Source organism: Mycobacteroides sp. H001 (genome assembly GCF_001440005.1).
Lineage (GTDB): Bacteria > Actinomycetota > Actinomycetes > Mycobacteriales > Mycobacteriaceae > Mycobacterium > Mycobacterium gwanakae.
Genome location: NZ_LJYH01000021.1, coordinates 607,650 through 633,685, shown reverse-complemented (window position 1 = coordinate 633,685; position 26,036 = coordinate 607,650). Strand labels below are relative to the sequence as shown.

The window sequence follows — 26,036 nt, the reverse complement described above, 5'->3', positions numbered from 1 at the left end:
CGACAGCCCTTACTTCTTGCCCATATTGCGGATGAGCTGCTTGCCCAGCGCGCTGAGGAAGCTCTGAAAGCTCCTGTTGCTGAGTAGGCGCCGCCACCAGCTGGGCTTCTCAGGTGCCGGCTTAGCGCCCTTCTTCGCGGGAGCCTCGATGGGTGCGTCCTGCGCTGCCTGGGCCGCCTTCTCGGCGAGAACCTCGAAGGCGGATCGCGAATCGACCGTCTGGCCGTACTTGGATTGCAGGGGGCTGGACGCGGCGGCCGCCTTGATGGCGTCGTCACCGATGGCGGCCATCAACGAACGCGGCGCGCGCATCCGGGTCCACGCCACCGGCGTCGGCGCGCCTCTCTCGGAGAGCACCGTGACGATGGCCTCGCCGATGCCCAACGAGGTCAGCGCCGCGCCCATGTCGTACACGTCAGTCTTGGGATAGGTCTTGACGGTCTTGGTAAGGGCCTGCTGGTCCTCGGGCGTGAAGGCACGCAGCGCGTGCTGAATGCGCGCACCCAACTGCGAGAGCACGTTGTTGGGCACATCGGTGGGCAGCTGGGTGCAGAAGAAGACGCCAACACCCTTGGACCGGATGAGCTTGACGGTCTGCTCCACCTGCTCCAGGAACGCCTTCGACGCGTCGGCGAACAGCAGGTGCGCCTCGTCGAAGATGAACACGAGCTTCGGCTTGTCAACGTCGCCGACCTCGGGCAGCTTCGTGAACAGGTTGGCCAGAATCCACATCAGGAAAGTGGAGAACAGAACCGGCCGCGCAGCCTGCGCCCCCAGCTCGACAAGCGTGATGACGCCCTTGTCTCCGGATGTACGCATCAGATCGTTCGGATCGATTTCGGGTTCGCCGAAGAACGTATCGCCGCCGTCTGCCTCCAGGTTGATCAGCGCTCGCAGGATCACGCCCGCCGTCGCCGCCGACACGCCACCGAGGTTCTTCAGGTCCGCCTTGCCCTCATCGCTGGTCAGGTACGTGATGACCGCGCGCAGATCCTTCAGATCCTGCAGTGGTAGCTGCTGTTGGTCTGCCCAGTGGAAGATCAGCCCCAGCGTGGATTCCTGGGTGGCGTTGAGCCCCAGCACCTTTGACAACAAAATCGGCCCAAAGCTGCGGATGGTGGCGCGGATGGGCACACCGATCCCGGTGGTACCGAGGGAGACGAACTCCGCCGGGAAGCCCGAGGCCACCCAATCGTCGCCGGTGTCCTTGGCACGTGCCGCCGTCTTGTCGCTGGCCTCGCCGGGCTTGGAGATGCCGGACAGGTCGCCCTTGACGTCGGCCATGACCACCGGCACCCCCGCGGCGCTGAGCTGCTCGGCGATCACCTGAAGGGTCTTGGTCTTACCGGTACCGGTCGCGCCGGCGATGAGGCCGTGCCGGTTGAGGGTCGCCAACGGAATGCGGATACGCGCCGCAGGATCGACGGTGCCGTCGACCACGACCGACCCCAGTTCAAGTGCCTGACCTGTGGTGGCGTATCCGGCGGCGATCTGCTGTGCGGGCGTGGATCCCGCGGTGGTCTGCTCGGCCATGGCCACGACCCTAATGCCCCCAACCGTCTCCGTCATCGCTCAGTGTGGCGTCGACACGGGATTGCTCGCGAAATTCCGTGCTGACGTCACACTCACGGATCGCACGTACCGCTAATGTGGTCAGACTGTGAGTGCCCCACGCGATGAACTGGTCTGGATCGACTGCGAGATGACCGGGCTCGACCTCGGCTCAGACAAACTGATCGAGATCGCCGCCCTGGTCACCGACGGCGACCTCAACATCCTCGGCGAAGGCGTTGACCTCGTCATTCACGCCGATGATGCGGCGCTGGCCGCGATGCCTCCGGTGGTCAAGGACATGCATGCCAAGTCCGGGCTCACCAATGAGGTCCGCAAGTCGACGGTCACTCTGGAAGAGGCCGAGGCCCAGGTACTCGATTACATCCGCCAGCATGTGCCTTCGGCCAAGGTCGCTCCCCTGGCCGGGAACTCCATTGCCACTGACCGCGGATTCATCGCACGGGATATGCCGGCGCTCGACGAGTTCCTGCACTACCGAATGATCGACGTCAGCTCCATCAAGGAGCTCTGCCGCCGCTGGTACCCGCGGATCTACTTCGGCCAGCCCGACAAGGGCCTGGCCCACCGGGCGCTGGCCGATATCAAGGAGTCGATCCGCGAGCTGCGCTACTACCGGCGCGCCGCCTTCGTTCCCGACCCTGGGCCGTCTACCAGTGACCTTGTCGCGATCGTGGCGAACCTGGACAACGCTGCGGATACCGATTCGGCCTAAGGCGCCATCACCGGTTAAGATCTTTCACGCCGCTTCGCGCGGCAATGGTGGCTGTAGTTCAGTTGGTAGAGCACCAGGTTGTGATCCTGGCTGTCGCGGGTTCGAGTCCCGTCAGCCACCCCAACTGCGAACATCGCCCCACCTGCATATTCGCGGGTGGGGCGATGTTCATTTTGGGGTCGATGCGTAATCCAATGCGTAATGCGCTGGAAAATGCGGAACTGAGCATAAAAAAACTGACGGGACGAAACGGGCAGTCCAAGCACTCAGCGGGTTGACTGGGGCGTGCCGCTAACGCCTGCCACGATCAAGTGCGTGTCTCAATACGGTGTGACCAGTGTGGCGGGTGATAATCCCGACTATGGTGGAGAACAGGAAGACGGCGGCGGCTACGCCCACCCGATTCCTGCTCGACACTAACGCCTTCATCGCACTCGAACCGTTCGACGGCCATATGGAGCCTGGACTCGGACCAGCCGCCACCTTCATGCGGCTGGTGATGAAGCAGCGCAACCTTGTCTTCGTCCATCCCGCAACCAGGGATGAACTTGCTGAAGGCAAGGATCAGACACGCGCGACGCAGCGGATCGCCGAACTCGACAAAATCGAGATGCTCGCCGAAGTGCCGATCAGTGCACGCCTCCTCGACGTGCTCGGCCCGGTCGTTGCCGACTCCAACAACCACCGTGATCTGCGAATCCTGGCGGCTCTGCAAGCAAATGCCGTGAACTTCCTCGTTACTGATGACATCCCTCTTGGTAAGCGGGCTAAGAGGGTGGGTCTAGGTGATCGCATTCTCACTCTCGCTGACGCGGTGGCAATGCTAGAGACTTTCGAACCGGCCACCGTCGAGCCTCCGCCAAAGGTGACGCCAGTCGAGTCTTACGCCCTCGACCTAGACCAGAACATCTTCGCCAGCATCAGAAACGACTACGACGGCTTCGACGCATGGATCGACAAGGTACGTGGAGACTCACCGAACCGCGAGTGCTTCATCATCACCGAGGATGATGGAACCTACGCCGCCATCACCATCATGAAGATCAATGAACCGGCGCCCGAATGTCCGTACGACTTGCCCCAGCCCGTCACCAAGATTTCCACGTTCAAAGTAGAGCCTGACTTCGGTGGGCACCGCTACGGAGAGCTTCTACTCAAAGCCGTTCTGCGCTCACACAGTGACCACGGTGTCGGAAGCGCTTACGTCGAGGTTTGGGAGCATCACCAGCGGCTCATCGACTTCATGGGAATGTTCGGGTACTCCGACGCTGGCAGGTCGGCGCGCGGCGAGATCGTCCTCGCAAAGCGCTATAAGCCACAAGACGTCTCGTTGTCACCGCTGGACTTCCACATTGCGTACGGTCCACCCGCCATATCGGACCAAGCCAACGTGTTCGTAATCCCGATCGTTGAGCGCTGGCACGATCAGTTGTTTCCAGAGTGCATACCCGATACAACACAACTCATGCTCCCCGGCTTGGACGGCACGACACACCCCTGGGGTAACGCACTCCGCAAGGCGTACTTATGCAACTCCTCGACAAAACAGGTTCAGCCGGGTGACGCAATTCTATTCTATCGCTCAGGCTTTCAGACCGTATCCGTAGTTGGAGTCGTCGAGGAGACCGCCAGATCATCCGCACCGGACGAAGTGCTGAACCTGGTTGGTGGACGAACTGTCTACGGACCAGCCGACATCGCGCAACTGGCGTCGCACAGCTCCCAGGTACTTGTCATCCTCTTCCGGCAAGATCGCGTGGTTGATCCCGAATGGACCCTGACAGAGCTCCAGAATCACGGAGTTCTGAAGGCTCCACCGCAAACCGTGACCAAAGTGAAGGAGGCAGGTGCCCAATGGGTGCATCAGCAGTTGGACGCCATGTAGTCATGTCCGTCCATCCACAGTTTGCCGAAGCGATCATGGACGGGCGCAAGAAAGTTGAGTTCCGCAAGCGTCGGCTCGCCGATGATGTCACCGTAGTCTGGGTCTACGCCACTGCTCCTGTCAGACGGGTGATCGGTTACTTCGAAGTCGGAACCATCCACACCGCCAAGCCAATAGACCTCTGGCGCAAATTCGCCGATGTGGGCTGCATCGACAGAGCCGCCTTCGACAGGTACTACGCCGATAGCCATACTGGGGCGGGCATTGGCATCCGCAAGGCAGTACGTCTGCGTAGCCCCGCCCATATCGCCGACTTGCTGCCCTCTGGCGTGCCACCGCAGAGCTACGCCTACGTGGGCACCCCAACACTCCGTAAGAGAACGGTCAACTGAAAGAGACATCCCAGACAAGCCAGACGAACATCGACATCATATCGCGGGCGACCGCAGGCGGCGCGCCAGGCAGATGTCGGCCATTGGTGTCGATGGGGCGAAGAGGCGTGGCGGCAAGTGAGTGCAACACGGGATGAGGCCACACGAATTACGCATCCGATGTCGCGCCTGGCGGCACAATATCGAGGGTGAGCACCGTCATCGTCGTGGACACCAACGTATTGGTTGAGTCACCGCGACTACAACGCCCTGAGTGGATCTCGCTGATTGAGCATGCCGCCGACTGGGATGTCCAAATCATGGTGCCAGAGGTCGTCTTCATGGAGACTGTTAACAAAGTTAGAGAGGCCTGGCGACACACAGGCAATGAGCTAAACAAGCTGAAACTGGGTACATTCGGCGTGGCGCAACACGTCGATACCATCACCAGCAGTATCACCAATCACTCCGAAGACTACGAGGACTGGTTGCGCGACTATTGCCGAAATAACGACATCGCCATAGCATCGCTCCCCGCTATCGACGCCATGGACATCGCCCGCCGCGCATGCGAGGGACGTGCACCGTTCAAAGGGACCAAGGATAGCTACCGCGACACGCTCATCTGGCTGACCGTTCTTTCGATATCTGCGGACGCAAGCGACGCCGACGTGTGGCTTGTCAGCCAGAACACTTCCGATTTCGGCGCATCAGGCAAGGCGGGGAGAGATGAACGCGAGCCACAGCATCCCCTCCACGACGACCTCGTTGAAGAACTCGCCGAGCAAGGGCTGCGCGAGCGGGTTCGGTACGTCGCTAGTATCAAGCGATTGGAGCAGCATATCGCCGCGCAGTTCGCTCCCATCGACAACGACGAACTCGCCAAGCAGGTCAACGGCATTCACATGGAAACACTGGCATCTAAGTTAGTTGACGCTATAACTGACCTGAACGTGCATCCAGAAACCACCGCGTTGCCAACTGAAGTCGTCAACGCAAAAATCATCGGTGCACGAGAGCCTATGGAAGGTTGGCGATTCACCGAAGCTGCACGACGAGGACAAGCAGGCTGGACAGCACAATTCGCCGTTGAGGTTGAAACCGACCTCTCGCTAATCGGTGCTGCCCTGGTCAGCACCGAGCACACCAAAACACTCACCGTCAAAGGACAGGTCAGCATCGCGCCAGACGGCAGTATCGCTGACCTGGTAGTAGATTCCATCGAAGCCCTTCCCAACGATCCCATGCGGGACAGATGGATTCGGCGCAACGACCGGACCACCACATACAGTGCTCATGGCATTCTCGGTCAAACCGATGAGTTGCTACGCACGATATCTAATATCCAAGCGAGTCTTAGTTCGCCGCCCTACGCAGACCTGCTCCATACCCAACAGGAAGCACGCGCAAAACTGGTGCAAAACGCCCTCGGAATAGGCGGTATCGCCACCTCCTTAAAAGCCCGCCAAGACGAAATCGCGAGGAGCTTCGAGCGCGTCCATGGATTCAGATCACAGCTCGATGAGATAAACGACCCCGTGAGGAAGTTCAAAGAGACCTTCGATAAGCAGATGAGACCGGCGTACGAGTCGATCAGCGCGCTCTACAAGTCTCCCGCGATAAAGTCACTCCGCAGATTAAATCGGCCTGCATTCAAGCCAATCACTAATGCGCCCACCTACCAGGAGGGAACCGAATCCGAAAGACGTAGCGATGAAATGCGCTGAACGGCAATAGGTATATTGCCAACCTGCTGAAGTCATACCCCCGATATCCGCTAGACCACTCGCCCCTCGGGCGGCACCGTGCCGTTCCTCCTACGCTCAGGGCCGTCCCACCCTTCGTACCTACTCGCGTTCTCGACGTCCTGTTGGCTGATCCCCTCAGCACCAGCAGCGCCCACATCTGCCAACCGCACCAGCTCCCCTAGCTCCCTCCGCGTCTCACCGAGCGCGCTCTCCAAAATCGCAGCATGGTCCGCCCGCATACCCACCGCCGAAACGACCGGCAGTCCCGCAGCCGCCGACCGCGCGGACTCCGCGATGCCACGGTGCATCTGAATCACCGGGTCGCCCGTAGTCGCAATCAACATCAGTCCTCCTTCTTAGATCGTCCCGCGTCCTCCAACAGGGCACGTGCCTCCGCGAGTGCCCTTTGCTACGGCTCAACATGATCCGGGTGCAGACCCTCGACTCGAAGCTCTGGCGGATTCATCACTTCTCCTATGCTGATTGACTTTTCACGGCCCTGACGGACACGTGCTTCTCGATGGCGTAAACCACCTCATCCCAACGGCCACGGCCCATCGACTCGGCGGCATCGGAGAGATACCAGCGGCTCAGCACATCGAGGTATCCCGTGGGCTGAACGCCAACCCACCTCGCAGCCCGGAGCCGCGCGGAATCGGTGCCGAGGTCCGAGATGCCCCCGGCATTCTGGCCAAGCACAGCCAGGGCGAATGCACTCACGGCCTCCGACTCAGTCACATCATCACGACCGCGAGACACCTTGCAGGGCAAGAGTTCACCGGCTTCAACGAGTGCCTGATATTGCTCGATGGACTGGCTGTTCTCTCCACCGGGAACAGTGCTCAAGAGGTGCTCGATGGTCCAGCCACGCGGGATCAGGCTGGTCAGCTTCTCGACCACCATGAGGCTTCCCGGCAACTCGGAAACGGCTGGCCTGTTGGGCATCTCGTCCAGCGGGATCACTCCCGTGGGCAGGAGGATGCCCTGCGGCCAGATGGAGATGGCGTCTGTTGTGGTGTACACCGTGCAGCTTTCTAGTCCCCGTCGAATGGTGGCGACCGCGAGGGGCTGGCCCCAGTCGGCCTGTTCGAAGGCTTGGCGGATCGAGACCAATGCACGGTGCAGGTGAGCCTCGTCCTCGGGAAGGCTGGCGATGAATAGTGCCGGTACTAAGGCCGTCTCGGGCTTAGGTAGGTCCAGAGGGGATAGACCGTACGTCCGCTGGAGCCATTCAGCGGTGACCAGCGGGCCGCGCGCGGGTGCTGGTGGACTCTGCTGGGCAGGTGTCTGGACTCCTGGTGCCGTGGTCGATGTTGTGCCCTGCGGTGCGGGAGCAGCCTGCACGACAGGTGGGGTGCCGAGCCCGCCGATTGGGCCGAGTCCGGGGCTCACGGGCGGCACGGGTGCCGTGCCACTGGAGCCTGGTGTGAGTCCGGTGGATGCGGGCACCTGTGGTGCCGTGCTGGCCGGTGCCGTGGGGAGCAGAGGGCCGTTGGCTGCGCTTGTGACCGCTGTAGCGATAGTCGCTGCTGCTACCGGAAGGTCAGGCAGTGGGATTGATGGGATTGTCGGTGGGGCTAGCGACTTGGACTGGTGGTGCTGCCCGGTCGGTTGGTGTCCCTGCTGCTGGCCGGTGGGAGTGTTCGCGCCAGAAGTGCTTTGTGTGCCCGAGCCGGTCGAAGTCGAGGGGGCCGCTGTGCTAGCTCCTTGCGGAGAGATCAGGCTAGCCAGTGTGGGGTTCATCGGGTGTGGCGTGCTGGGAGTGCTAGGCGTTTCGGCGGTTGTGGTGGCCGTGGCACGAGGCATCTCAGGCAGGTGGACGGGATCGGGCGCAGGCGATTCACCCGACGCTTCCTGGTGAGCCGCCTGCTGGATGGTCGGTGCTGTCGATGCTGGCGCAGTACGGACATAAGCAGGTGTTGTTGAGGCTCCCACATCCCCATGAAGTGAGTGGCCGATGTTGTCGAGTTCCATCTTGAGTTTTGTTGAAATACTCGCGATTTCGCCTCGATACTTTGCGGTTAGTTCTGACGATGACGGTGATACGGCAGTGCCAGTAGTCTCGCTGCTGAAGGCGTCTCGGATTTCAGATGTCCCTGCCGATACGAGATTAGCGATGTGCTTTTTGGCTCCGCGAATCTTGCCCGCCGCGTCCGTCATCCACGCTGAGATTGCAGCGAAATTCTGGCTCTGCTCACCTAGATGTGTTGCGGCGTTCCCATATCCATCCGAAACGCTATCCGCCGCTTTACCCTTCTCACCGGTCATCTTTCCTTCGGCGTCTGCCACCGATTGAGCCTGGGATTGCGCAGTAGTCGAGGCGTCGTCGGCCATCACCTCAGCCGAGTGGTACGCCGACTCTGACTCGACCGGCCAGGAAGGGCCGATGAGGGCGAACGGGTCGTCGGCGGGCTTCTCAACATCAAGCTGTGGGGCCATGTTTCTACGAACATCCTTCGGGATAAGTCTTGTCGATGGGATTTGAAACGTCATGCCCTGCTTGAAGTTCATCGCGCACGTGACTCACGTACCGTTTGAATCCCTCCAGCATTGAGTCATCCCCCGGAGCATTCGCCGAAATGATGTCCGCGCGTGCTGCGAGAAGTTCCTGAGTAACCCAACCCAACTTGACCCTTACCCACTCTTCGGTCGCGGGACTCTTCACACCGCCGAGAATGTCCGACACTGTTGATTCCGTTGGCAGTTCGATTCCAGGCGGTACAGCCCCGCCATTGCGCTTAATCGGCGGCTTCGGGCACTCAGGCATCGGGTGACTCGCCCACACGGCGCTCACGTCCACCAGCGTCTGAGTCGATGTCGTGGCGCTGGTGTCCCCCATCTGACTCGATGCCGTGGTGGCCGTCGAGCATCCGGCCACCCCGAGGGACACCGCGATGGCCATGACGGCGAGCTTCGTTGCGCCCGGTCGAGATTCCGATTTCACCATGAGAACAGGCTACTTCGTCCGTATCTCTCCAGTAGACCAGTCTCCTGGCCCTGGAATGAGGGTGCCTGCCGGGGGCGAGCCCGCCACCAGACCGCACCCGGTGGTGTCCCCATGAGGAGTCCAGATGCACACTGGCGCAGGCCCATGAGTCGGCAGGCACTCAGTTTCTGCGTACACACGCGCCTGGCCCTCCGCACAGCCTTGAGTCAGTGCGGGGCTGGCGCTCGGCTGATCGGCCGGACTCGTGGTCGTGTTAGGCGTGGGCTGCTCGTCCTGCCCAGTGCACGCGGCACTGAGCAGGACGAGCATCGTGACGGGCACGACAACAAGGACTTTCATCACTTCTGCACCCACCGAATCTCGAAACCGGGCTGGGGTTTCCCGCCGAGAGCCAGGCCGCTTCCGGCCTGATCCTGATTCGCACGGTAGACCTGTTCGGCAACCCGGCCCCGGAACCGCTCGATGAGAGCCGTGCGATGATCAGCGGGAGCCGCGTCGATAGTCCGGGTACCCAAAGTGACGAGATTGGCGATGCGCCATTCAGCCCCTTCGGCTTTGCGGCGGGCGTCGTACACGATCCTCCGGGCCTGCTCGGGGCTCACGCCTGCGCCCGGCTCACTGGTGAGCATCACCGTGCAGTGATCATCAGTCTTGAGAGTGGATCCAAGACGCAAGTCATATGGATCAGGGGCGCTCGAATGCTGACACGGCTCCTCCATCGGGAACCGACCCTTCTGATCCAATTCGGAGTCCGTGTCCGAGGAACTGCACGCAGACAGACCGACCGCGATGGTCGCGGCTGCTACTGCTCCAATAACCTTGTAGTGCTTCATTGTTCTTCCCTGTCCTTGTGTTAACTTCGGATGCTTCTGTCACGAGTTCTGCTGCTGCTGTCGCAGTGAACTCAGCAGATTCCCTACGGGAGGTGCGGGCGTGGGTTCGGGCGCGGCGACCGGCGCGACGGGTGTCTCGTCCTCGTAAGTGAAGTCGTCATCGTCCTCCGGGTAGTCCTCCGGGTAGTCCTCGACCTCATCCTCATCACGGTCACGTCGCAATTGCGCCTCCATCTCGGCCTGTCGCGCTGCGCGGGCTTCCCGCACGGGTGCCAGCGCCCACCAACCAGCGCCAAGTGCGGCTGGGATCAGAAGCCAGGCCATCAGAGGTGCGCCTCGCTTCTTCTGAGGCTGCGGCTTGGGGTGCGCCGCCTCCGCGTCGTAGTCTCGGCACGCTTTTTGCGTCGCCTGATTGATCGGGCAATAACTTTCCCGGAACCCTGGCGAGAGCGTCTGCGCGGCCTTCGTCGTCGTCGTAGGTGTGGCGGTCACAGCACGCCCACCACCATCGCACCCGACCAGCAGGAGCGCCGCGAACGCGGCGACGGTCACCAACCCCATGCGGCGCTTCATCGCCGCCCCCGCTGATCGTCGTCCCGCTCGGCCTCACGCGCGTGCTCTGAGAGCGAACGGCCCACACTCGCCAGGTAGATGATCAATCCGACGATTGCCACGATGAAACATGTGACGGCCTGCCCGCCATCCTTGGCGACTTGGCCTGACAGGAACGCCGCCACGAGCCCACCTGCGAACATCAAACTGCCGATCCACTGCCCTGCTTTGGTGTCCATTCTTCCTTCTCCTGCTGTCACTTTCGATTCTGAAGTTGACTGTTTTGAGATCGCCGCAGCCGCACGATGAGGGTCACAGTCGTCACAAGTCCGATAACAGCCATAGCAGCGGTCTCGAAGGTGGTTACTTGAAACACGGAAATATTTCCGTGGCCATCTACGGCCACAAGGATCGAGACCAGTATGTAATGCAACGCAGCTCCATCTGTCAGTCCACGGATGTACTTGGTTGCCGCTGCTTTGGTATCCATTCTTCCTCCTATGCCACTTGCGTTTTCGTGAAGCGTGAGTTCCACTCACTCGCCCTTGCCGGGAGGTCCCAGCCCTGCGGAAGTTTGATCTCCTGTAGAGCCGCCAAGCTGGAGTTCTCGACACCCTTCCTCGTCGGGATTCCAGCTATCACGGCTGCCGCAGCGGCCACTCCGACTGTCGTCAAACGGAAGCCGTCATCCAGCCCACTCGGACGCCAGGCGTCTTGGATAGCGGCCTCTAGAGGGCCGAAATCCCTTGGCGGATATTTACGTCCACTACCCATGAGCCAGTTGACGAGCGTCATCGAGGAAACCTCAGCCACTGGGATTCCGGCTTCCACAAGGCGGCGCTGAATGTCGCCAGCGAGCATCATGCGGCGGGGCGCGGACGTGTCTTTCCGGGCATCACCCATGCTTGGTTTCATAATCACCACCAGGGCGGGCGTTCCCGACTTGGCAATGGATTCCATCACCGAATTGGTTGTCACGATCATCCGGACGACCTGATGCATCACGTCGAAGCTGTCGATGCGGGGAGCGGGCACGAACTTAGTCACCGGGGTGTCCGCGCCCTCCACGAACGCGCACACGGACACTCCAGTCACTACGGCGTCAATCCCCACGACGAATCGCTTCATAGCGAAAATCCTTCCAATCCAGTCGGTTCCGTGTCCTCGCCGGTCTCGGGTGCGGTGGGACGTGACGCGGACTGAGGCGAAGCCGAAGGGCGGGTGTGCGGAGCAGACAACGCAGCTTTTTCGGTTCGGTTGAGGAGCCGTGCGGCCACAGCGGACTGGCTCTCGACGGGCTTGTGCTGAGCCAGCTCAGCATCCAGGTCGGACGGATCGCGGTAGCCCGCCTGGAACAGGACGATGCCCATCCCCTCGGTCTCCATGACTCCACGGCCCTTCGTGGACATCATGATTTCTGTCGGGTCGGGAGCACCAGGTGCTTGACGACCGAGCACTGTGACGGCTTGCTCGGGAGTGCTCACGCGGAAACTGATCTTCAACGCGGCGTTGTCGCGAATCACTGTGGGAATGCTCGTGGCATCCGGCTTCTGAGTAGTCAGGACGACGACGATTCCCGCCGACCGACCCTTTTGTACGAGCGTCCTGACGAGCTTCCGAACTTCATCAGCCACGGACTTCTCTTCCTTGTCCATGCCGCTGGTGTCCAGCCATGTTTGACATTCGTCGAGCACGATGAAGACAGGCTTTACGCCTAGCTGGTCGCGCTGAACTTGCGTGAGATTCCAGAAGTTACTGGCGCTCAACGTCTCGTACAGTGCTTCGGCACGGGCGGTCCGGAGGGCGTCCAGGCGTCGAAGCGTTTCGAGTGGAGCCGTCACATCGCCCGAGCGATCGTAGGTCTTCGCGATGTGCCGCAAAGGGTGAAGATCGAACCCGGCCTTGCCATCGAAGACATGCAGCTCGCACATCTCGGCCATGCCCGAGAAGACAGGGAGCAAGGACGCTGTTTTTCCAGAACCGGGTACACCACCCACCACGAGACCACTGGAACCAGCCCAGGTGATCCAGCATTCTTCACCGGACTCGGTGATACCGAGGAGCGACCGGCCACGCTCGGAGTCGAACGTGCCACTCTCAGGCGCAGTGCCCGCGAAGGGGTCCACGTCGTTCATATGCAGTACCACCGTTCCATCCGTTCCATCAGAAATCTTGAAGTTCGATGCGTCGAGCCCCGCCGCTTTGAGCCCCGCGCGGAGTGCGTCGAGCTTGGAGTTCCAGTCCTTCGCGCTCTTTCCTGGCTGATGCGCGAACACCATCCGAAGTCCCGTACGGGTGATCCATGCATCGCTCAGCGAGGGAACGACAGCTGTCGTGACCTTTCTGTCAACGACTCCATAGACGCCTTGCACCGATTCCGAGACGGTGCTCGATGACGTGATCCCAGCGGCTTCCAGCAGTCCGGCCATCCGGTCGTCGTTCCTCAAAAGCTCCAAGATGCTGTACCGCACGGAGACCTCGGGAAGCAGCGCGAGCACCCCATCAGCCCATCCCACGAACGCCGCGTCATGCGCCAACTCGGGCATCTCAGCACGAATGACATTGGGGGCCAAGTCGGTTTCAGCAACTCCTCCACCAGGCCGCAGCACCAGCAACGGACCACCACCTTGTCCGCTGATTCCAACTCGCTGGGCGAGCCCAGAAGGCATCGTGGCCTTGATGTGCCACACCCAAGTCGGCGGGCGTCCATGCCCAGCTCCCGCGTACCGCGTGAGTGGCGCGCTCAACACGCGCTTCTCTTCGGACGCGGTCTGACGCACAATCTCCGCGACCGCCTTTTCGATGTCCTGGCGCGCTCGCGACTCGATAGCCGCGACCTTCTCGGAGAGCTTCTCGTACTCGCGCTCAGCTTGGTCGGCGTCCCGCTCGATAGCGTCCAAGCGCGAGTCCTGTTGCTTGACCGAGCGCTGCCACAGGAAGTCCTCACGCTTTTCGGCGCGTCGGGCCCGGAGCGCACGGCGTTGCTGGCGCGTCATGCGATCCACCTTTGAGACTGCTCGGCCTGCACACGCGCCACCGCGTCATCGACGTTCCTTTGGGCCTGTGCGCGGGCACGCGCGACTTCCCGGCGCAGTTGACGATTCGCGTCGCGTTGCGCCTCGTTGACCTCTGCTTGGACTTCCTGCCGCGCCTGGCGCGCGGCTGTGGGTCGAGACCGCTCAATCCGGACAGCTTGGCGGGACTGCATGCCCATCCAGATCAAAAGTCCAGCGGCACCCAACATCCCAAAGCCAACCAAGGGGTACTGGCCAATCGACCCGAGACCCAGAACTCCCAGGATCACAGCACCGATCCACTTGCCCATCGTGCTCACCTCCTGGTTTTCTGGGGCCGTTTGCGAGGCCCCTTCTCTTAATCCGACGAACGGAGTTAGGGGAGTTCGTCGTTAATGAGTCTAATCCGACTCTTTGCCATGTCAAGCAGGATTCACACCAAATTGCTTGCCTACCAGTGCTTTCTGTTACTCTGACATTAACAGTTGACTTTGCTATATGCATTAGAATGCCCGCTGAACTGGGGTTTCGTTGAGTGCAGAGAGTGCGACTGGCGGCAAGGGCTCGCCATTCATGCAGGTCAGAGGATTTCGACCAACTCTGACCGGAGGGTGTTAATGCTGAAATATCGCAGCTCACAAGGTTTTTGGTGAGCTAGAAGTTCGCCGCAAGGCCAAAAACTTTTGGCAAGAAAAGTTTTTGGCGGGTCGATGAGGATCAGTTGATCTGACGGATTGGGGCACACACGGCTTACGAGATGGGGAGGTTGGTCGCCAGAAGGCGTTATGGGGCCGGGGAATTGGGCTCCCAGACCGTCTTACGGGAGGCGTTCCACGGGGTCTTGCGGGAGGGCGACCGGACGGACTCATGATGGCGTGCGAAGGGGTTCTCTAGCAGGGCATATAGGAGTGTGTGCCCGATGAAAATCAAGAGGCTCGGGAATCTTACGGACCGTCTTACGGGCCATCTTCCAAGTCGTCTTACGGACGGTCTTCCACGCGGCCTTACGAAACCGGTGTCGGAGAGGGTTAGTGAATCCCAGGAAGTTGTTTGTCAGTCGATTTCGGCGTCCAGTCCGCTGACATGCCGTACTTCGCCATGTCAGCGGGCACCGCGACGAGGAAGTTCTTACCGGGATACAGAATCATCGGAGTGACTTCCACAGAGTCTGCTGTCTGCTTCACCCGTAGCGCCGCTATCGGGTACACCTCGCCAACATTGAGAACAGTCAAGCCCGGAGGAGCAGGAATGAAGGTGATCGTGGCGTCCTGGTCGGTCATGGCGAAAACGGTTCCACCTCATCTGGCCGTTGTCTACATGACGGCAAATTAGACCGCTGTGAGAACTCTGCCGGGTTCGGAGGCTGATGGCTGCCCATCATCACCAGCGTCCAAGGAACAAGCCAACCGCACCTTCGACGCCGTGCTGGCCGAGGCGATCCCCGCGCTCTTGATGGCGTTGTCGGTCATACCCTGCTCGATGCCACGGATGACCCGAGCCAGTTCGACAGCGGTCTTACGAGCCACCACACCCCCGTCCACGAGCCGCTGCGCGGTGTCTATGAAGGGCTCCAGCGAGGCGTCCACGGAAGGCTTCGCGGCGGGCTTTGTGCGCGTCCGTGGCGTCTCCACGGCGGGTGTCGTGGCGGGCTCTGCGGAGGGCGCGACTGCCTCAGTGGGAGCGTCCGAGACTGGCTCGGTGGAGCCTGCACGAACCTCTACGAGGGGTTCTGCCTGCAACGATGTGGGGGTTGCCAGGGCGGCTTCGGCACGGGCGGTCGCGGCGTCCGCGAGCCTGCGCCAGCGGTTTGAGGTGCTCGGCGCGGTGGAGGTCTGCGGAGTCTGAATCGAGTGCTTGGACAAGACATAGAGGACATACGCGGACACCACCACGAAGATGTCCAGGAGAGCAGGCATCACCCAACCAGTCCACTTCGGAAGGTCGCCGGACTGGCGGTTCAAGAACATGGCGATGGACGTGTAGCTGATGCTGAACGCCGCTCCACCGAGCACGATGACCGCGCCCATCACCACGCGGAGCACCCGCTGGGGAGCGCAACGCTTGGCGATGAAATACCCCTCAAAGAGGGCGATGGTCATGAGCGGCGGCACCGCCGAGACCAAACCGGCAGGCACCGTGTGCGGCGCAGGAACCATGCCAAGACCATGTGCCACATTCACCAGAACGGTGAGCACGCCACCCACGACAGCACACAAGGTCCAGTAGACCCGCGCAGCGCGGGTCGGCACCACAGACAGCATCGGGGCGCTCTCCTTCATGGGAATCAGTGTCCCTGCGTCACTCAACATTTCGCTACTCACGGCTTGTCACGTCCCCGCCGGCCATCCAGGCGTCTTGGACAACTCCCTGGACCGCGAGTAGCGCTCGGTAGGTGGTCATCTCCACCGTCTCGGTGTCGAGATGCGGGATGCAACGGCTTACGAACGCATGAATTGCGTGGCCGACATCAGCGAGCACCTGCATGTCTTCCCTTGGGAGAAGGAGATGCTCGGGTTCGATGGACTGGCACGCGAGCTGGACCGGCACCGGGAGTGGCGGAAGCTCGGGGTAGTCGTCATGTTCGATGGTCATGCTGCTGTCCTTTCGAGAGTTTCGGGTACATGCCACATGCGGACTCCACGTGTGTGAGTGGAACTTTTGGAACTTTGCTCCTAGAGCACCTGTCGCACACAAAACTTTTCATCTCCTCCCCAATGGCCCTGTGGCCGAAAAGAGTTTTGTCCGCACTCCGGTTTCGATGGGAAAAGTTCCAAAAGTTCCACTCACTGCTTGGCTCATCGGAGATTTTGGGTGTATGGGCTGCTCGACCATCGCGATGAGGTCTTCGATTCCGCCCGCCTGTGTCCATTGCTCCTTGGGCTTGACTGCGACGTTCAAGTAGTCGGTGTCTGCGCGGCGGACCACCTGAACACCCGGCAGGGCCTTGACCCGCACGCCGAACGTGTTGCGTCCCATCGAGCCCGCCTTCTCATCTGCCACCCAATCGCCGAACGCGGCGTGCAGCTGCGTCAGGTTGACCGGCGTGCCGGTGGGATAGGTTGCCGTGACCGACACGGTGTCCGGCCCGAAAGTGCGCCGCGCCGGAGCAACGTCGGTCTGCCGCGTCGAGGGCACATCAACACCCACCACACAGCATTCGGCGATGAACCGCGCGACACGATCAGACGCGGCACCGAAGTGTTCGGCCACCCGCGAAGGCACGTTCGCGAACGCGTAGCCGCGTGTCATGTACGCCTGGTATGCCCGCACCCACCGCACCAAGATTCCCGGTAACTCTTCAAGCAACTCTGATTCGATACGCGGATCTTCACTGCCCGCATAAGTCTTCGGGAACACAACAGGCACCATGCGATTCAGGTATGCGCTCGACTCTTCACCCACGGTCGGAATCGTGTTCGCCGAGAACAGAAACAATGCGTTGTTGCGGAAGGTGAGCATTGCGCCGTACTTGCGGTTGGCGGTGATGGGGTCATCCCCGGAAAGCATCTTGAACGCCGACAGGTCTTTGATATGGTCTTTGGGAAGGTCGGCTCCGATGTTCAGCGTCTTGCCGAAAAGCTCTGCCGCCGCAAACTTGTCATCACTGAGCTGCTGCAAGCTCACCGCCGAGACGTGTCCGCCGTCCTCCCCGCCTACCATTTCCTTGGCCAGCCGCAGCATCGTGGACTTGCCGCTGCGGGATGGACCGAACAGGAACAGCGCCTTGGATGGGGTGCGGCTCGGGTTCAGGAACTGGCTGATGGCTTCCTCGACCACCGGAACCTGGGCCTCGCCCACCCGGTCCACCAACCACGCCAGATACCTGGGGCATTTGGCGTCTGGGTCCCAGTCCACCGCGACCTGCCGGGTGGACAGGTACTTGGGATCATGCTCCAACAGCTCGCCGGTCTCCAAGTCCAGCATTCCGTTGCCGCAGTTCAACAATGCCGTATTGGCTCGGTTCGGCAGGGAGAGTTTGCGTTCGAAACACAAACCCAACAGCCGCTTTTCGATGTTGGTTTCGTGGCCGGAGTTGTACTGATCCCGCAGAAGGTCTCCCACTAGTGCGGTCACGGCGTCGCGGTGCAAGTGGTAGTAGCCACCCTCATACACCGCGAGCTGCCCGCCACCCTCGGCCACTGGCCGCTCAGCAAGCACATGCTTGGCGATGGTGTCCGGCCGTAGCTTGCCTGCTTCGGTGAACATCCACTCCTGAACACCGCCACCGTCAGACTCACCGTCACCGCTTGAGCCTTCGGCGCGTTCATCGTCGTGTACCACCCGCAGCTTCGCCTTCGGACGCTGACGGGCGGGCCTCCCCTTGGCGGACTTGGCCAGGGCAGCCAAGGCTCCCGCACGGCGCTCGACATCAAGTGTCGCCAGGTAGTCGTCCAGTCCGTTCGACCCGCCACCAGGTGTGCGGACGAAGCTCACTGACGCTGATGCGGAAAGCCGGTCAGCCAGTTTCACCCCGGCGTCATAGACCGCAGGATTGGTCTGAGCGTCGGCGTCCAGCGCGATGAGCACCACCTTGCCCGTGAGCAGCGTGGCGATTTCCATCGGCAGCGTCCAGCCGCCCGCCGACCAGCCCGAGCAGCCGGGAATCCCGATCACCACGTCGGTCTCGCCGACCACGGCTGCCACAGCGTGGCTCTGTTTCGTTCCCTCGACTACCCAGGCCCGCTCGGCTCCGGCCGCGCTAGACAGAATCGCGTACCGCGCTGCCGCGCCCTTGCGAAACAGATACTTTCGTGCCCTCCCGTCTTCGCCGACAGGCGGATTGTGGGGACGGAACTGCCACTCGACAACACCGTTCACGTCCTGCCAGCCGAATAGAATGCCAGCCGGGTCGGGCACCCAATCCCACGGCGTCGCATCCATTCCCGGCCTCGGGAACAACCGCAAATCCGTGGATGTTGCCGCGCTGCGGATGAGTGGAGCCGGGTCGGCGTTGAGGTACTCAGCGCCAATGCCACCTTCGAGCAGCATCGCGCAGTCCTCGACGGTCAGCGGCTGCCCCGGCAACTCGACAGCAGCAGCGCCCTCAGAAGTGTTTTCGGACATCATGTTTCACCCTCCGTTACTCCGCGTGCATCTGCCGGGTATGCCCCATCGAAACCAAGGCGCTCTCCAGCTCGTTGGCGTGGCTAAACAGCCCCCACTCGCGGAAATTCCGCACCAGCACATGCACATCGGACATCGCCATGGTCACCGCGCCGACCACCTCGTCGGCGTTGTCCGGCCGCACCCGCGCCACGGTGTCCAGATACTCGGTGCCGTAACCCGTCCAGCAAGCACTCGCAATACGCAGCAGATCCTCAACGGTGATCGACTCAGGCTCGTCGTCTACCACTGATCCGTCTTCCTCGGGCACCAGCAGCGGGTTTGGCCATCCCAAGAACCTGTAGACCGCCAGCGTGATACCTTCCAGATCGTCACCCTGGACCTGCACGGGATGCACCTCAGCCCACACCTGCACGGGCATCACACTGCCCATCGCAACGGCCTTCTCCAGCGCCACCACCAACCGGCGAAGCACCCCATGCACCCGACAAACACCTTGATACAAGTCATAGGACCAGGGGTAATGCGCCTCGGGGACAACATTTTTGGGAAGATCTTCATCATCGAGCGCCCGGTACAGGAAGGCGTTGCGGCGCGCGGCTTCCGCGAGTTCAATGCGTTCGGCATCGGACAGGGCGGAATGTTTGGTGCTGATATGCCTTGTCTGGCAGCGACTCACGGCTTCTTCGCGCGCTTCGGGCGTCGCATAGGGAGTGCTCATGTATCTTTGTCCTATCTACTCGTACTGCTGGCGTGGTCGGTGGATATCGGGACCGGTACTCGTTGTCTAGGCGGGTGTTACCGGTCCCGTTTGTTTTGAGGGTCTAAGCGGCGTTGGTGGGCAGGGAGTCCACGTACTCATCCAGCGCCGAAGTCGTGTACTTCCAACGGTTTCCGTCGCGAACCGCTCGGATTGCGCCACTTCGGCGCAAGTCATCGAGTCGGCGGACTGTCATGGACAGATAAGCGGCAGCGCGCTCGCGGTCTCGCAAAGCGACTGGTTCTAACACTGCGGTCATCAGGTGCCCCTTTCCTAGTTGCTAGATGTACGGGTTTCGTACGACTTACATAACCACACTGTTACGTGAAGTCCGCTCGAAATCAACTGTTACGCATTGGAATACACCCATATGGGTGTATTCTTGAGCACTCGAACACCCTCCCTGTTCGAGTTAGCTGAATGACCTGGAGCCTCGCCTTAGGGCACAGCGGGGATTGGTGTCCCCGCCAACAAAAGCGCAGCTCAACGGGGATAAGGAACGAAGCGGCTGCTCAAACTCGCCAAAAGACAACGGATTCAAGGTTCCGCGAGGGTGTGCCGGGTGTTAACACCTCGCATCGCTAGACAATCGAATGTGACCTTGGTCACATAGCGGTATTCGGGGGTGCGCATCACGCGCCGCGTTCGTCGCCAGGACGGAGTGGAGTCCACCATCCACCCCGATGGGCTCCACCAGGGAGCCCTCGACCAAGGAGGACCAAGATGCCTCAAGACAACCAGTGGAACTACGAAGACGGCGTGGTGCGCGGAGGGAGCATCTGCCGGGGAGACGATCCCGCTACGGCGCTCGACGCCAGGGCACGTGATGCTCTGAGATACCTCACCCCGTCGAAAGTCGACAACCCCAGATACATCTCACCCACATGCTCGTGCGGATGCCCGCACTGCTGCTAGCCCGAGAATCGGACAAATCGGACAAGATTCAGCGAAGTTACATGTGGTCTGGAAATTCTCCATCTTCCGATTCTCGGCGTGTCGTACGGCGTGTCGCATTAGGGAGAGAGAATTTCCAGACCCTGTGTAACTTGAGCCAGAAGTGTCCGAATTGTCCGATTAGCCTTTGAGCTGCGAAAACAGGACATGTAGGTCGCTGATGGACTGCCGGATTCGGCTCCGTCCGGCCACCTAGACATGCGATATCGCGGACTCTCGGACCAATGAACACGATGACCTGGGGATTCATCCCACCAACCCCCGTGCGTTCCAGGGGCCGATTCAAGTTTCCGTGAGGATGTCCGATTTGTCCGATAGCGCAGACAACACCCGCTGAGCTGGGGATGTCGAGTCCCCCAATGCCCTTGGATTGGGTGCTATCGGGGACTGGCGAGTGACTTGTTCGTGTAGATCACCGTGAAGCACTTCGTGAGGTCGTGACCGCTCACACCAGGGTCACTCGCGATAGCAGCGTGCAGACTTGGTGTCGGAATTGGCACCTCGGCAATCGTCTGTGACGGTAGTTGCTTGAGTTTGCGTGCCTGGTCGTCGCGGTCAATGGCCGATTGGACGCGCACGGCGGCGAGATTGCGCTCGACCACGCTGGTGAAGCAGCGTGAAACTGCCTGCTCCCAGGTGTATCCACCGCTCTTCCTGCTGTCCAAGTCCACCTTGTCTTGATAGTCCTGCGCCGTGTAATCGACCAGGGGAGGGCTCGACCAGAAGGGGTCTTTGAAATCGACAGATGACGGGTCTTTCTCGGAATTACACGCCGCGCTTCCCAACCCGACCAGCACAAGCGCGGTTATTCCAGCCACCCTCCGCGTCATAACGCGCATATCCAACATCAGATCCCCTCCCGATTCCAGGGACTCCTGTCACGTCCCCGCATACCGCAGACGCTACCGACCCGAGCACCCTCGGTGTGCGTCATCGCTGTCGGCGCGCCGTCGTCGGGCTCGAAGTGTCAGAGCTGTTCGACATACTGCGTCCATCACGCCCTACTGGGCAGAAAGGTGGTGGACGATGAGGCTCCCGCTCCAGCTCGGTGTCTATTCGGTGCTCGCTCTCGTGGTCCCCATCGTCACTATCGACGGCATCCACAATTGGCGCGGCGGGACACTACTGGCAGTCGAGATCGCCAGCCTCTGCGGCTTCGTCACATCCCTTCTACGCCCAGTACCCCGCGCGATGAGCCGGCGATTCCTGGTCTACACCTGCGCCGTGCTCTCTACTCAAGCGGTGGGAATGCTCAGTGCCATTTTCGCCCTGGCGTTCCCCCGTGGTCCTGGTGCACCAGCCGCCCCTGCGGCCCTGTCCGTCCTGTGCTCGTTCGCCACAGGCGCGCTGTCACTGTGGGCATTCATAATGGTCCGCACCTGGCTATCGCGAGGTATCCGCGAACACCTACCGCCTCGGACCGATTCGAGGTCTGCACTACGCAAGTACGCGATGACATCTGCGGCCGTGCTCACCGTGGCGTACGCCTCCTACTTCGCGCTGATCCCCCGTCAGATCGTTCTCGCCCTCACGGGTGCCTCCTTAAACCCCGACATGCACCCGGACACAGGAGATACGGGCGGGTGGATCGCACAGACACTCGACCTGGCTGTCGCGGGACTTGAAGAAGAACCCGTCTACATCGGTGTGGCCTTCCTGCTGTTCCCCGGAGCCGTCCGCTCATGGAAGTCGTTCGCCACCGTCGCTGCCGTCACCTCGATCGCACGCACCCTCTTGCACGTGTACTACGGCTCTGGCCAAGGCAACACTCTGGGAACCGTTTCTGCTGAATTCGCCTGGTGTGCAGTGTGGTCCACCATCAGCCTGGCCGTCTTGTACTGGACCAAGAGCCTGCTACCCATCATCATCGGACACGGGATGCACAACCTCATGGAAAACGACCCATCCACATGGAACCTCGAAGGATTCTGGCCGGTACCGATCCTGCTTGCCGAGGTAACAGCACTGGGTGCCGCCGTCATCGGATTCATCATCTTCATCGTGCTTTATGTCCGAGACGAGATTCTCAAAGCCCGTCAATCCAAGAGTGCACCACCACAACCCGCAGTGCCTTAGCCCAACACCAATGACCCGCCGACGACACGCCGTTGTGCTGGGAGTGTCGAGTCCCCTGCACGCCGCAGGGTCAGGCGATCACGACCACGAGCCCGTGTACGTCCGCAGCTTCTCCCCTCCTAGCTCGCATGCCTCAATACCCCCGCTCCCGTTGATCACCAGCGGCACAGCGTCGGCGAACGACGCGCCCTCGCTGGGGTCGTACACGATTGCCACGACCGGGTTCTCGTCAATGAAAATTCCCGGCGCGACCGGAACCACTTGCGTCGCTGACATACTCGATTTCCTCTCTCCGAGGGACGCCTATCGTCCCCACCCCGAGAAGCGTAAAAGTGCGGCGTGATCTTGTGTGCGACACGCCGTAGCGCATCTGCCGTGCGTGAAAATGCCGAGCCCCTGTCCGCCTCCACGAGACGCTAGTGACCCGAACACCCCCGGTGTGCGTCGTCGCTCTCGGAGTGTCGAGTCCTTCGTCTTGTCAGAGCGCGGGCTTAGCCTGCGTCTATGTCCAAGACCATCTGCGTGTTCGCCCTCGGCACTGTCGAATCAGTGGCGCATGCCCTCGGAGAGCTGTACAGCGGAAGCGAGTTGACCCGCCTGTTGGCCGAGGTGCGTCTTCCCGACCCGCTCGGCGAAGGTGCCACCAAGTGGAAACGCCTCGCTGCTGCCATGGGCCAGAAACAAGCTCAGCAAGGCGACGGACGACCTGTGGTCGCGCTCATCAATGCGGCGATGTCCCCGGACCGAACGCTGTCTCGCCGTGACAAAGCGTCCGTCGCCCGTGACGAGCTGAACCAAGTGCTATCGCTATCGGGGTACCGCGTTCTCGACAACGGCAAGGTCGGCATCGCGACCCGCACGACAACCGACACCGAAGCTGCCCAACGCAGCACACGGCTACGCACCGGGCTGATCCACCGAGGCGCACACGGAGAGGTGTTGCGCTACTGCCGTCCCGAGCTGCTGACGACCGACTTCTACGAAGCGGTGTTCGAGTCCATCAAAGGCCTTGGTGACCGGCTGCGCGCGATGAGCGGTCTGGACGCTGACGGGTGGAATCTGATCGAGAGCGCTTTGGAGGGCGCAACACCACCGGTTCAGCTCAATGACCTGTCCACACGAACGCTACGCAATGAGCAGCGCGGCATAGCCCAACTCGCTAAGGGCACGTTCGCAGCCTTCCGCAATCCGGCAGGACATGAACCGCGCCTTAAATGGTCGATGACCGAACAAGATGCCCTCGACGTGATGGGTACCCTCTCGATGATTCACCGCCGACTCGACACCGCGACATTGCGTCCCAGCGAAACGCTGTGATGCTACGTCCCAGTGATGTTGCTGGTTGCGACGCGCTTGCCTTGCGACGTTAGGCGGGGACGCTTTCTGACCTGTACGACCAGCCCAATGCTGTGCAATTGCGCCAAGATGGGCTCGCTTTCGGGGAACCGCTCGTCAAGGCGGGCACGTTCGTAGCCGTTGGCGTGCACCGCCAAGAAGTCAATCAACTCTTGAATGTCAGGACGGAACACCGACGACGCCTCGCTCTGTTGTCTGAGCGCTTCCCCCGCTTCCCAGAACTGAAGTGTCATCAGATGCGCGGCAAGGAGAAGCGCGGCAGCGGCCAGCAGCATTGGCACCGTGAAGCCCTGTTGCAATCTGCCGATGTACTCGGTGGAGTCCCAGATGGCTTGTGGCGCTGTCGTGATGAATCGCCTCGACAGTGACGCTGACTGCAGTACCGCAAATATCGCACCAATAGCGCAGATGCACAACAATCCTATGCGAGTAGCCTTCGATAGAATCGCGATGACCTTCTTGCCAAACGGAGTCTCGGCTTTCCGGTAGCCCCACGCCACCAGTCCGACCATCACGCTGGCCACGGTCATCCAGTCACCCACCGACAGACCCATTGCCGTGATGGTCTCGTTGGCTGCACCCAACTGCGCCATGAAGAGATAGCCACTGACCGCTGTGGCCACGACCGCACCCAACAGCCCGATCCATCCGAAGAGCGGCTCCAGACGGGCGTTGACGAATACCGAGTCTTTCGGCTCCCAGACCGGAGAACCGCGAGGGGTGCGGAGAGCCTTCACCAGAGCCCACATGACCAAGAGGATGCCCGCGAGCAGTGCCACTGCCGCCGCGAGCGAGGAACCAATCGCTGGACGCGGTGGCGCATGCCCGCCCTCCGCGAAGCCGCCAAAGATCCCGCTGTAGTACGTCCCGCGCACGATGTCACCATGCTCATGGAAGCCGCTCAGAGTACCTACACCCGCCCGAGGTGGACGCTCTGTGGTCTTTGCGGCACAGATGTACTGACTTCCGCGCGGTTGGCATTGGTCTATCACCAGTTCAATCTCGGTGCCGAAAGCATCAGCGACACGGGGTTCAATCACTGCCAGCCCAACAGCACTAAATGCCAGCATCCCCGCGACGGCATAGAAGAACAGAAGGTAGGCGATAACACCTTTGACAAGCCGCTTGCGAAGCGCCCACATCACCCACAGAACAAGCACCGAGTTGTAGACAAAGTTCAGGACAGGCTGCTGCAGTTCGCCGTTCCAGCCAAGCAACTTCACAACTGCCATCAGCAGCAGGCAGATAACCGCAGCAGCAGCCACCCCGATACAAACCCGAACAGTGGTGCTCGCACGTCCAATGTCCAACATACGGTGAGACTAGAGAGTTCGTCCGACAAGCCCGGATGGCCTGCGCAAACGACCCAATGCCTCCAAATCGAGCTTGATCGGAGGCCATACAAGGGTCCGCATGATCGCTGACCGTTGGGCTACTCAATCGCCAGAGGTCAGACCCGAGGACGTAGCCTTACCACCCATGGCACCTAGACTCCGGGCAGCGCGCGGTATCGGTGCTGCGATCTTGCTGGCAACCATCACGGCCCCGTGTGCCGCTGCTGACCCTCCTGATTACTCCGCATATCAGGCTATCGACCCGAAACCTTTTCAGACCTACAGCACCTACGGCGGTGGGGGTGTGCAGTTCACCTCACCGACCGGGCTGCTATGCCGGATCGTGGTCATCTCTCGTGGAATGTTCGCCTATGCACAGTGTTTCGGTAAACTGCCTGGTGTCGAGGGGAGTAATAAGGCAGACATCAGTACCACATCGGTCGGGTCGGGCATATTCGCCACCACCAAGGATAAATTCCTCGCCGAACAGACGGCAGGCGGTTACCTGGCCAGCGAGCCGACCGGCGAATCAGCCTTCTACCCGCTGCCTGTAGGTAGCAGTATCACCTACACCAGCAGCGTCTGGTCGGGCACGTGCGCGGTCGATGTTGACACCACCAGCTGTACGGTGCACACCACCTTGCCCGAAGACGACCGGACCCGGAGTTTCGTGCTGGGCCCGACCGACAGCACCATCGAGTAAAAGCCCCATCGCAGATAGGGCTATCACCCCAAGGGATTGCGGGGAGATTCACGGAGTCGGTATTCAAACTTGCTAGTCGCACGCTGGACGAGACAACGCCGGCTCAAATTGGTGTCCCCCACGCCCTATCCATGCACAAGGGCGCGCCGCAA

At 61.0% G+C, this 26,036-nt stretch carries 27 protein-coding genes and 1 tRNA gene; 8 read left to right on the top strand and 20 right to left on the bottom strand.

The features are described 5' to 3' along the window. Nucleotides 1-9 precede the first annotated feature (9 nt). Complete coding sequence (locus AOT83_RS05145; protein ID WP_057965004.1) at nt 10-1,533, bottom strand: helicase HerA-like domain-containing protein; 1,524 nt, start codon at nt 1,531-1,533, stop codon at nt 10-12. A 127-nt stretch (nt 1,534-1,660) separates the two neighbouring features. Between AOT83_RS05145 and orn the strand changes: the two genes are divergently transcribed. From orn to AOT83_RS05120, 5 genes are all read left to right on the top strand, one after another. Beyond that, entirely contained in the window at nt 1,661-2,287 is a 627-nt protein-coding gene (gene orn, locus AOT83_RS05140) for an oligoribonuclease (RefSeq protein WP_030095049.1), read from the top strand. 47 nt (nt 2,288-2,334) lie between these two features. Next, nucleotides 2,335-2,410: transfer RNA gene (locus AOT83_RS05135), tRNA-His, on the top strand. Between the two features lie 238 nt (nt 2,411-2,648). Then, entirely contained in the window at nt 2,649-4,172 is a 1,524-nt protein-coding gene (locus AOT83_RS05130) for a GNAT family N-acetyltransferase (protein WP_234795684.1), read from the top strand. Between the two features lie 2 nt (nt 4,173-4,174). After that, on the top strand, nt 4,175-4,564 hold the full coding sequence (locus AOT83_RS05125; RefSeq protein WP_230325278.1) for a hypothetical protein: 390 nt from the start codon (nt 4,175-4,177) through the stop codon (nt 4,562-4,564). 188 nt (nt 4,565-4,752) lie between these two features. Further along, complete coding sequence (locus AOT83_RS05120) at nt 4,753-6,270, top strand: PIN domain-containing protein (RefSeq protein ID WP_057965005.1); 1,518 nt, start codon at nt 4,753-4,755, stop codon at nt 6,268-6,270. A 50-nt stretch (nt 6,271-6,320) separates the two neighbouring features. Here AOT83_RS05120 and AOT83_RS27790 read toward each other — a convergent pair whose 3' ends face one another. The 17 genes from AOT83_RS27790 to AOT83_RS05045 form a co-directional block, all read right to left on the bottom strand. After that, the gene (locus tag AOT83_RS27790) at nt 6,321-6,635 is read right to left on the bottom strand and encodes a hypothetical protein (RefSeq protein ID WP_070914459.1); all 315 of its coding nucleotides are present in this window, start codon (nt 6,633-6,635) and stop codon (nt 6,321-6,323) included. 130 nt (nt 6,636-6,765) lie between these two features. Next, a complete protein-coding gene (locus AOT83_RS28110) occupies nt 6,766-7,740 on the bottom strand; it encodes a hypothetical protein (protein ID WP_234795683.1) in 975 nt (324 codons plus the stop codon). A 994-nt stretch (nt 7,741-8,734) separates the two neighbouring features. Continuing rightward, nucleotides 8,735-9,238, bottom strand: coding sequence for a hypothetical protein (locus tag AOT83_RS28105; protein WP_230325269.1), 504 nt, complete (start codon nt 9,236-9,238; stop codon nt 8,735-8,737). Nucleotides 9,239-9,576: 338 nt separating this feature from the next. Further along, the gene (locus AOT83_RS05100) at nt 9,577-10,071 is read right to left on the bottom strand and encodes a hypothetical protein (RefSeq protein WP_030095042.1); all 495 of its coding nucleotides are present in this window, start codon (nt 10,069-10,071) and stop codon (nt 9,577-9,579) included. Nucleotides 10,072-10,110: 39 nt separating this feature from the next. Further along, nucleotides 10,111-10,632, bottom strand: a complete 522-nt coding sequence (locus AOT83_RS05095; RefSeq protein WP_125911109.1) for a hypothetical protein — start codon at nt 10,630-10,632, stop codon at nt 10,111-10,113. Nucleotides 10,633-10,640: 8 nt separating this feature from the next. After that, complete coding sequence (locus AOT83_RS05090) at nt 10,641-10,862, bottom strand: hypothetical protein (RefSeq protein WP_030095040.1); 222 nt, start codon at nt 10,860-10,862, stop codon at nt 10,641-10,643. A gap of 17 nt (nt 10,863-10,879) precedes the next feature. Beyond that, nucleotides 10,880-11,113: a hypothetical protein gene (locus AOT83_RS27600; protein WP_030095039.1), complete on the bottom strand. Its 234-nt coding sequence runs from the start codon at nt 11,111-11,113 to the stop codon at nt 10,880-10,882. 8 nt (nt 11,114-11,121) lie between these two features. Continuing rightward, complete coding sequence (locus AOT83_RS05085) at nt 11,122-11,751, bottom strand: hypothetical protein (protein ID WP_030095038.1); 630 nt, start codon at nt 11,749-11,751, stop codon at nt 11,122-11,124. After that, complete coding sequence (locus AOT83_RS05080) at nt 11,748-13,619, bottom strand: hypothetical protein (protein ID WP_057965006.1); 1,872 nt, start codon at nt 13,617-13,619, stop codon at nt 11,748-11,750. Before AOT83_RS05080 ends, AOT83_RS05085 begins: the two co-directional genes overlap by 4 nt. Continuing rightward, entirely contained in the window at nt 13,616-13,948 is a 333-nt protein-coding gene (locus tag AOT83_RS05075) for a hypothetical protein (RefSeq protein ID WP_057979729.1), read from the bottom strand. Before AOT83_RS05075 ends, AOT83_RS05080 begins: the two co-directional genes overlap by 4 nt. Nucleotides 13,949-14,665: 717 nt before the next feature. Next, nucleotides 14,666-14,917, bottom strand: a complete 252-nt coding sequence (locus tag AOT83_RS05070; protein WP_030095035.1) for a hypothetical protein — start codon at nt 14,915-14,917, stop codon at nt 14,666-14,668. Between the two features lie 48 nt (nt 14,918-14,965). Then, nucleotides 14,966-15,916: a hypothetical protein gene (locus tag AOT83_RS05065; protein ID WP_030095034.1), complete on the bottom strand. Its 951-nt coding sequence runs from the start codon at nt 15,914-15,916 to the stop codon at nt 14,966-14,968. Between the two features lie 34 nt (nt 15,917-15,950). Next, nucleotides 15,951-16,229 carry a hypothetical protein gene (locus tag AOT83_RS05060; RefSeq protein ID WP_030095033.1) on the bottom strand — a complete coding sequence of 93 codons (279 nt, stop codon included), beginning with the start codon at nt 16,227-16,229 and terminating at the stop codon, nt 15,951-15,953. A gap of 108 nt (nt 16,230-16,337) precedes the next feature. Beyond that, complete coding sequence (locus tag AOT83_RS05055; protein ID WP_057980017.1) at nt 16,338-18,701, bottom strand: phage/plasmid primase, P4 family; 2,364 nt, start codon at nt 18,699-18,701, stop codon at nt 16,338-16,340. Nucleotides 18,702-18,717: 16 nt separating this feature from the next. Further along, complete coding sequence (locus tag AOT83_RS05050; RefSeq protein WP_030095031.1) at nt 18,718-19,422, bottom strand: hypothetical protein; 705 nt, start codon at nt 19,420-19,422, stop codon at nt 18,718-18,720. Nucleotides 19,423-19,525: 103 nt separating this feature from the next. Beyond that, nucleotides 19,526-19,720 (bottom strand): helix-turn-helix domain-containing protein, encoded by a 195-nt coding sequence (locus AOT83_RS27250; RefSeq protein ID WP_074247806.1) that lies wholly within the window; start codon nt 19,718-19,720, stop codon nt 19,526-19,528. Nucleotides 19,721-20,792: 1,072 nt separating this feature from the next. Beyond that, nucleotides 20,793-21,233, bottom strand: a complete 441-nt coding sequence (locus tag AOT83_RS05045; protein WP_131726906.1) for a hypothetical protein — start codon at nt 21,231-21,233, stop codon at nt 20,793-20,795. Nucleotides 21,234-21,441: 208 nt separating this feature from the next. On the opposite strand from AOT83_RS05045, the gene AOT83_RS05040 reads away from it, so the two are divergent. Then, entirely contained in the window at nt 21,442-22,491 is a 1,050-nt protein-coding gene (locus AOT83_RS05040; RefSeq protein ID WP_030095029.1) for a CPBP family intramembrane glutamic endopeptidase, read from the top strand. Between the two features lie 78 nt (nt 22,492-22,569). On the opposite strand, the gene AOT83_RS05035 is transcribed toward AOT83_RS05040, so the two are convergent. Next, nucleotides 22,570-22,767 carry a hypothetical protein gene (locus AOT83_RS05035; protein WP_057965007.1) on the bottom strand — a complete coding sequence of 66 codons (198 nt, stop codon included), beginning with the start codon at nt 22,765-22,767 and terminating at the stop codon, nt 22,570-22,572. Nucleotides 22,768-22,995: 228 nt separating this feature from the next. Here AOT83_RS05035 and AOT83_RS05030 point away from each other — a divergent pair, with 228 nt between their 5' ends. Then, nucleotides 22,996-23,808, top strand: a complete 813-nt coding sequence (locus AOT83_RS05030) for a TIGR02391 family protein (protein ID WP_030095027.1) — start codon at nt 22,996-22,998, stop codon at nt 23,806-23,808. A gap of 2 nt (nt 23,809-23,810) precedes the next feature. On the opposite strand, the gene AOT83_RS05025 is transcribed toward AOT83_RS05030, so the two are convergent. Beyond that, nucleotides 23,811-25,112, bottom strand: a complete 1,302-nt coding sequence (locus tag AOT83_RS05025) for a hypothetical protein (protein WP_030095026.1) — start codon at nt 25,110-25,112, stop codon at nt 23,811-23,813. A gap of 214 nt (nt 25,113-25,326) precedes the next feature. Here AOT83_RS05025 and AOT83_RS05020 point away from each other — a divergent pair, with 214 nt between their 5' ends. Next, entirely contained in the window at nt 25,327-25,884 is a 558-nt protein-coding gene (locus AOT83_RS05020) for a hypothetical protein (RefSeq protein WP_052399464.1), read from the top strand. Nucleotides 25,885-26,036: the final 152 nt, after the last annotated feature.

Coding starts and splice junctions, on each gene's coding strand:
- AOT83_RS05145 (WP_057965004.1), bottom strand. CDS start 1,533: ATGGCCGAGCAGACCACCGCGGGATCCACGCCCGCACAGCAGATCGCC.
- AOT83_RS05130 (WP_234795684.1), top strand. CDS start 2,649: ATGGTGGAGAACAGGAAGACGGCGGCGGCTACGCCCACCCGATTCCTG.
- AOT83_RS05125 (WP_230325278.1), top strand. CDS start 4,175: ATGTCCGTCCATCCACAGTTTGCCGAAGCGATCATGGACGGGCGCAAG.
- AOT83_RS27790 (WP_070914459.1), bottom strand. CDS start 6,635: ATGTTGATTGCGACTACGGGCGACCCGGTGATTCAGATGCACCGTGGC.
- AOT83_RS28105 (WP_230325269.1), bottom strand. CDS start 9,238: ATGGTGAAATCGGAATCTCGACCGGGCGCAACGAAGCTCGCCGTCATG.
- AOT83_RS05100 (WP_030095042.1), bottom strand. CDS start 10,071: ATGAAGCACTACAAGGTTATTGGAGCAGTAGCAGCCGCGACCATCGCG.
- AOT83_RS05095 (WP_125911109.1), bottom strand. CDS start 10,632: ATGGGGTTGGTGACCGTCGCCGCGTTCGCGGCGCTCCTGCTGGTCGGG.
- AOT83_RS05090 (WP_030095040.1), bottom strand. CDS start 10,862: ATGGACACCAAAGCAGGGCAGTGGATCGGCAGTTTGATGTTCGCAGGT.
- AOT83_RS27600 (WP_030095039.1), bottom strand. CDS start 11,113: ATGGATACCAAAGCAGCGGCAACCAAGTACATCCGTGGACTGACAGAT.
- AOT83_RS05085 (WP_030095038.1), bottom strand. CDS start 11,751: ATGAAGCGATTCGTCGTGGGGATTGACGCCGTAGTGACTGGAGTGTCC.
- AOT83_RS05080 (WP_057965006.1), bottom strand. CDS start 13,619: ATGACGCGCCAGCAACGCCGTGCGCTCCGGGCCCGACGCGCCGAAAAG.
- AOT83_RS05075 (WP_057979729.1), bottom strand. CDS start 13,948: ATGGGCAAGTGGATCGGTGCTGTGATCCTGGGAGTTCTGGGTCTCGGG.
- AOT83_RS05070 (WP_030095035.1), bottom strand. CDS start 14,917: ATGACCGACCAGGACGCCACGATCACCTTCATTCCTGCTCCTCCGGGC.
- AOT83_RS05065 (WP_030095034.1), bottom strand. CDS start 15,916: ATGAAGGAGAGCGCCCCGATGCTGTCTGTGGTGCCGACCCGCGCTGCG.
- AOT83_RS05060 (WP_030095033.1), bottom strand. CDS start 16,229: ATGACCATCGAACATGACGACTACCCCGAGCTTCCGCCACTCCCGGTG.
- AOT83_RS05055 (WP_057980017.1), bottom strand. CDS start 18,701: ATGTCCGAAAACACTTCTGAGGGCGCTGCTGCTGTCGAGTTGCCGGGG.
- AOT83_RS05050 (WP_030095031.1), bottom strand. CDS start 19,422: ATGAGCACTCCCTATGCGACGCCCGAAGCGCGCGAAGAAGCCGTGAGT.
- AOT83_RS27250 (WP_074247806.1), bottom strand. CDS start 19,720: ATGACCGCAGTGTTAGAACCAGTCGCTTTGCGAGACCGCGAGCGCGCT.
- AOT83_RS05040 (WP_030095029.1), top strand. CDS start 21,442: ATGAGGCTCCCGCTCCAGCTCGGTGTCTATTCGGTGCTCGCTCTCGTG.
- AOT83_RS05035 (WP_057965007.1), bottom strand. CDS start 22,767: ATGTCAGCGACGCAAGTGGTTCCGGTCGCGCCGGGAATTTTCATTGAC.
- AOT83_RS05030 (WP_030095027.1), top strand. CDS start 22,996: ATGTCCAAGACCATCTGCGTGTTCGCCCTCGGCACTGTCGAATCAGTG.
- AOT83_RS05020 (WP_052399464.1), top strand. CDS start 25,327: ATGGCACCTAGACTCCGGGCAGCGCGCGGTATCGGTGCTGCGATCTTG.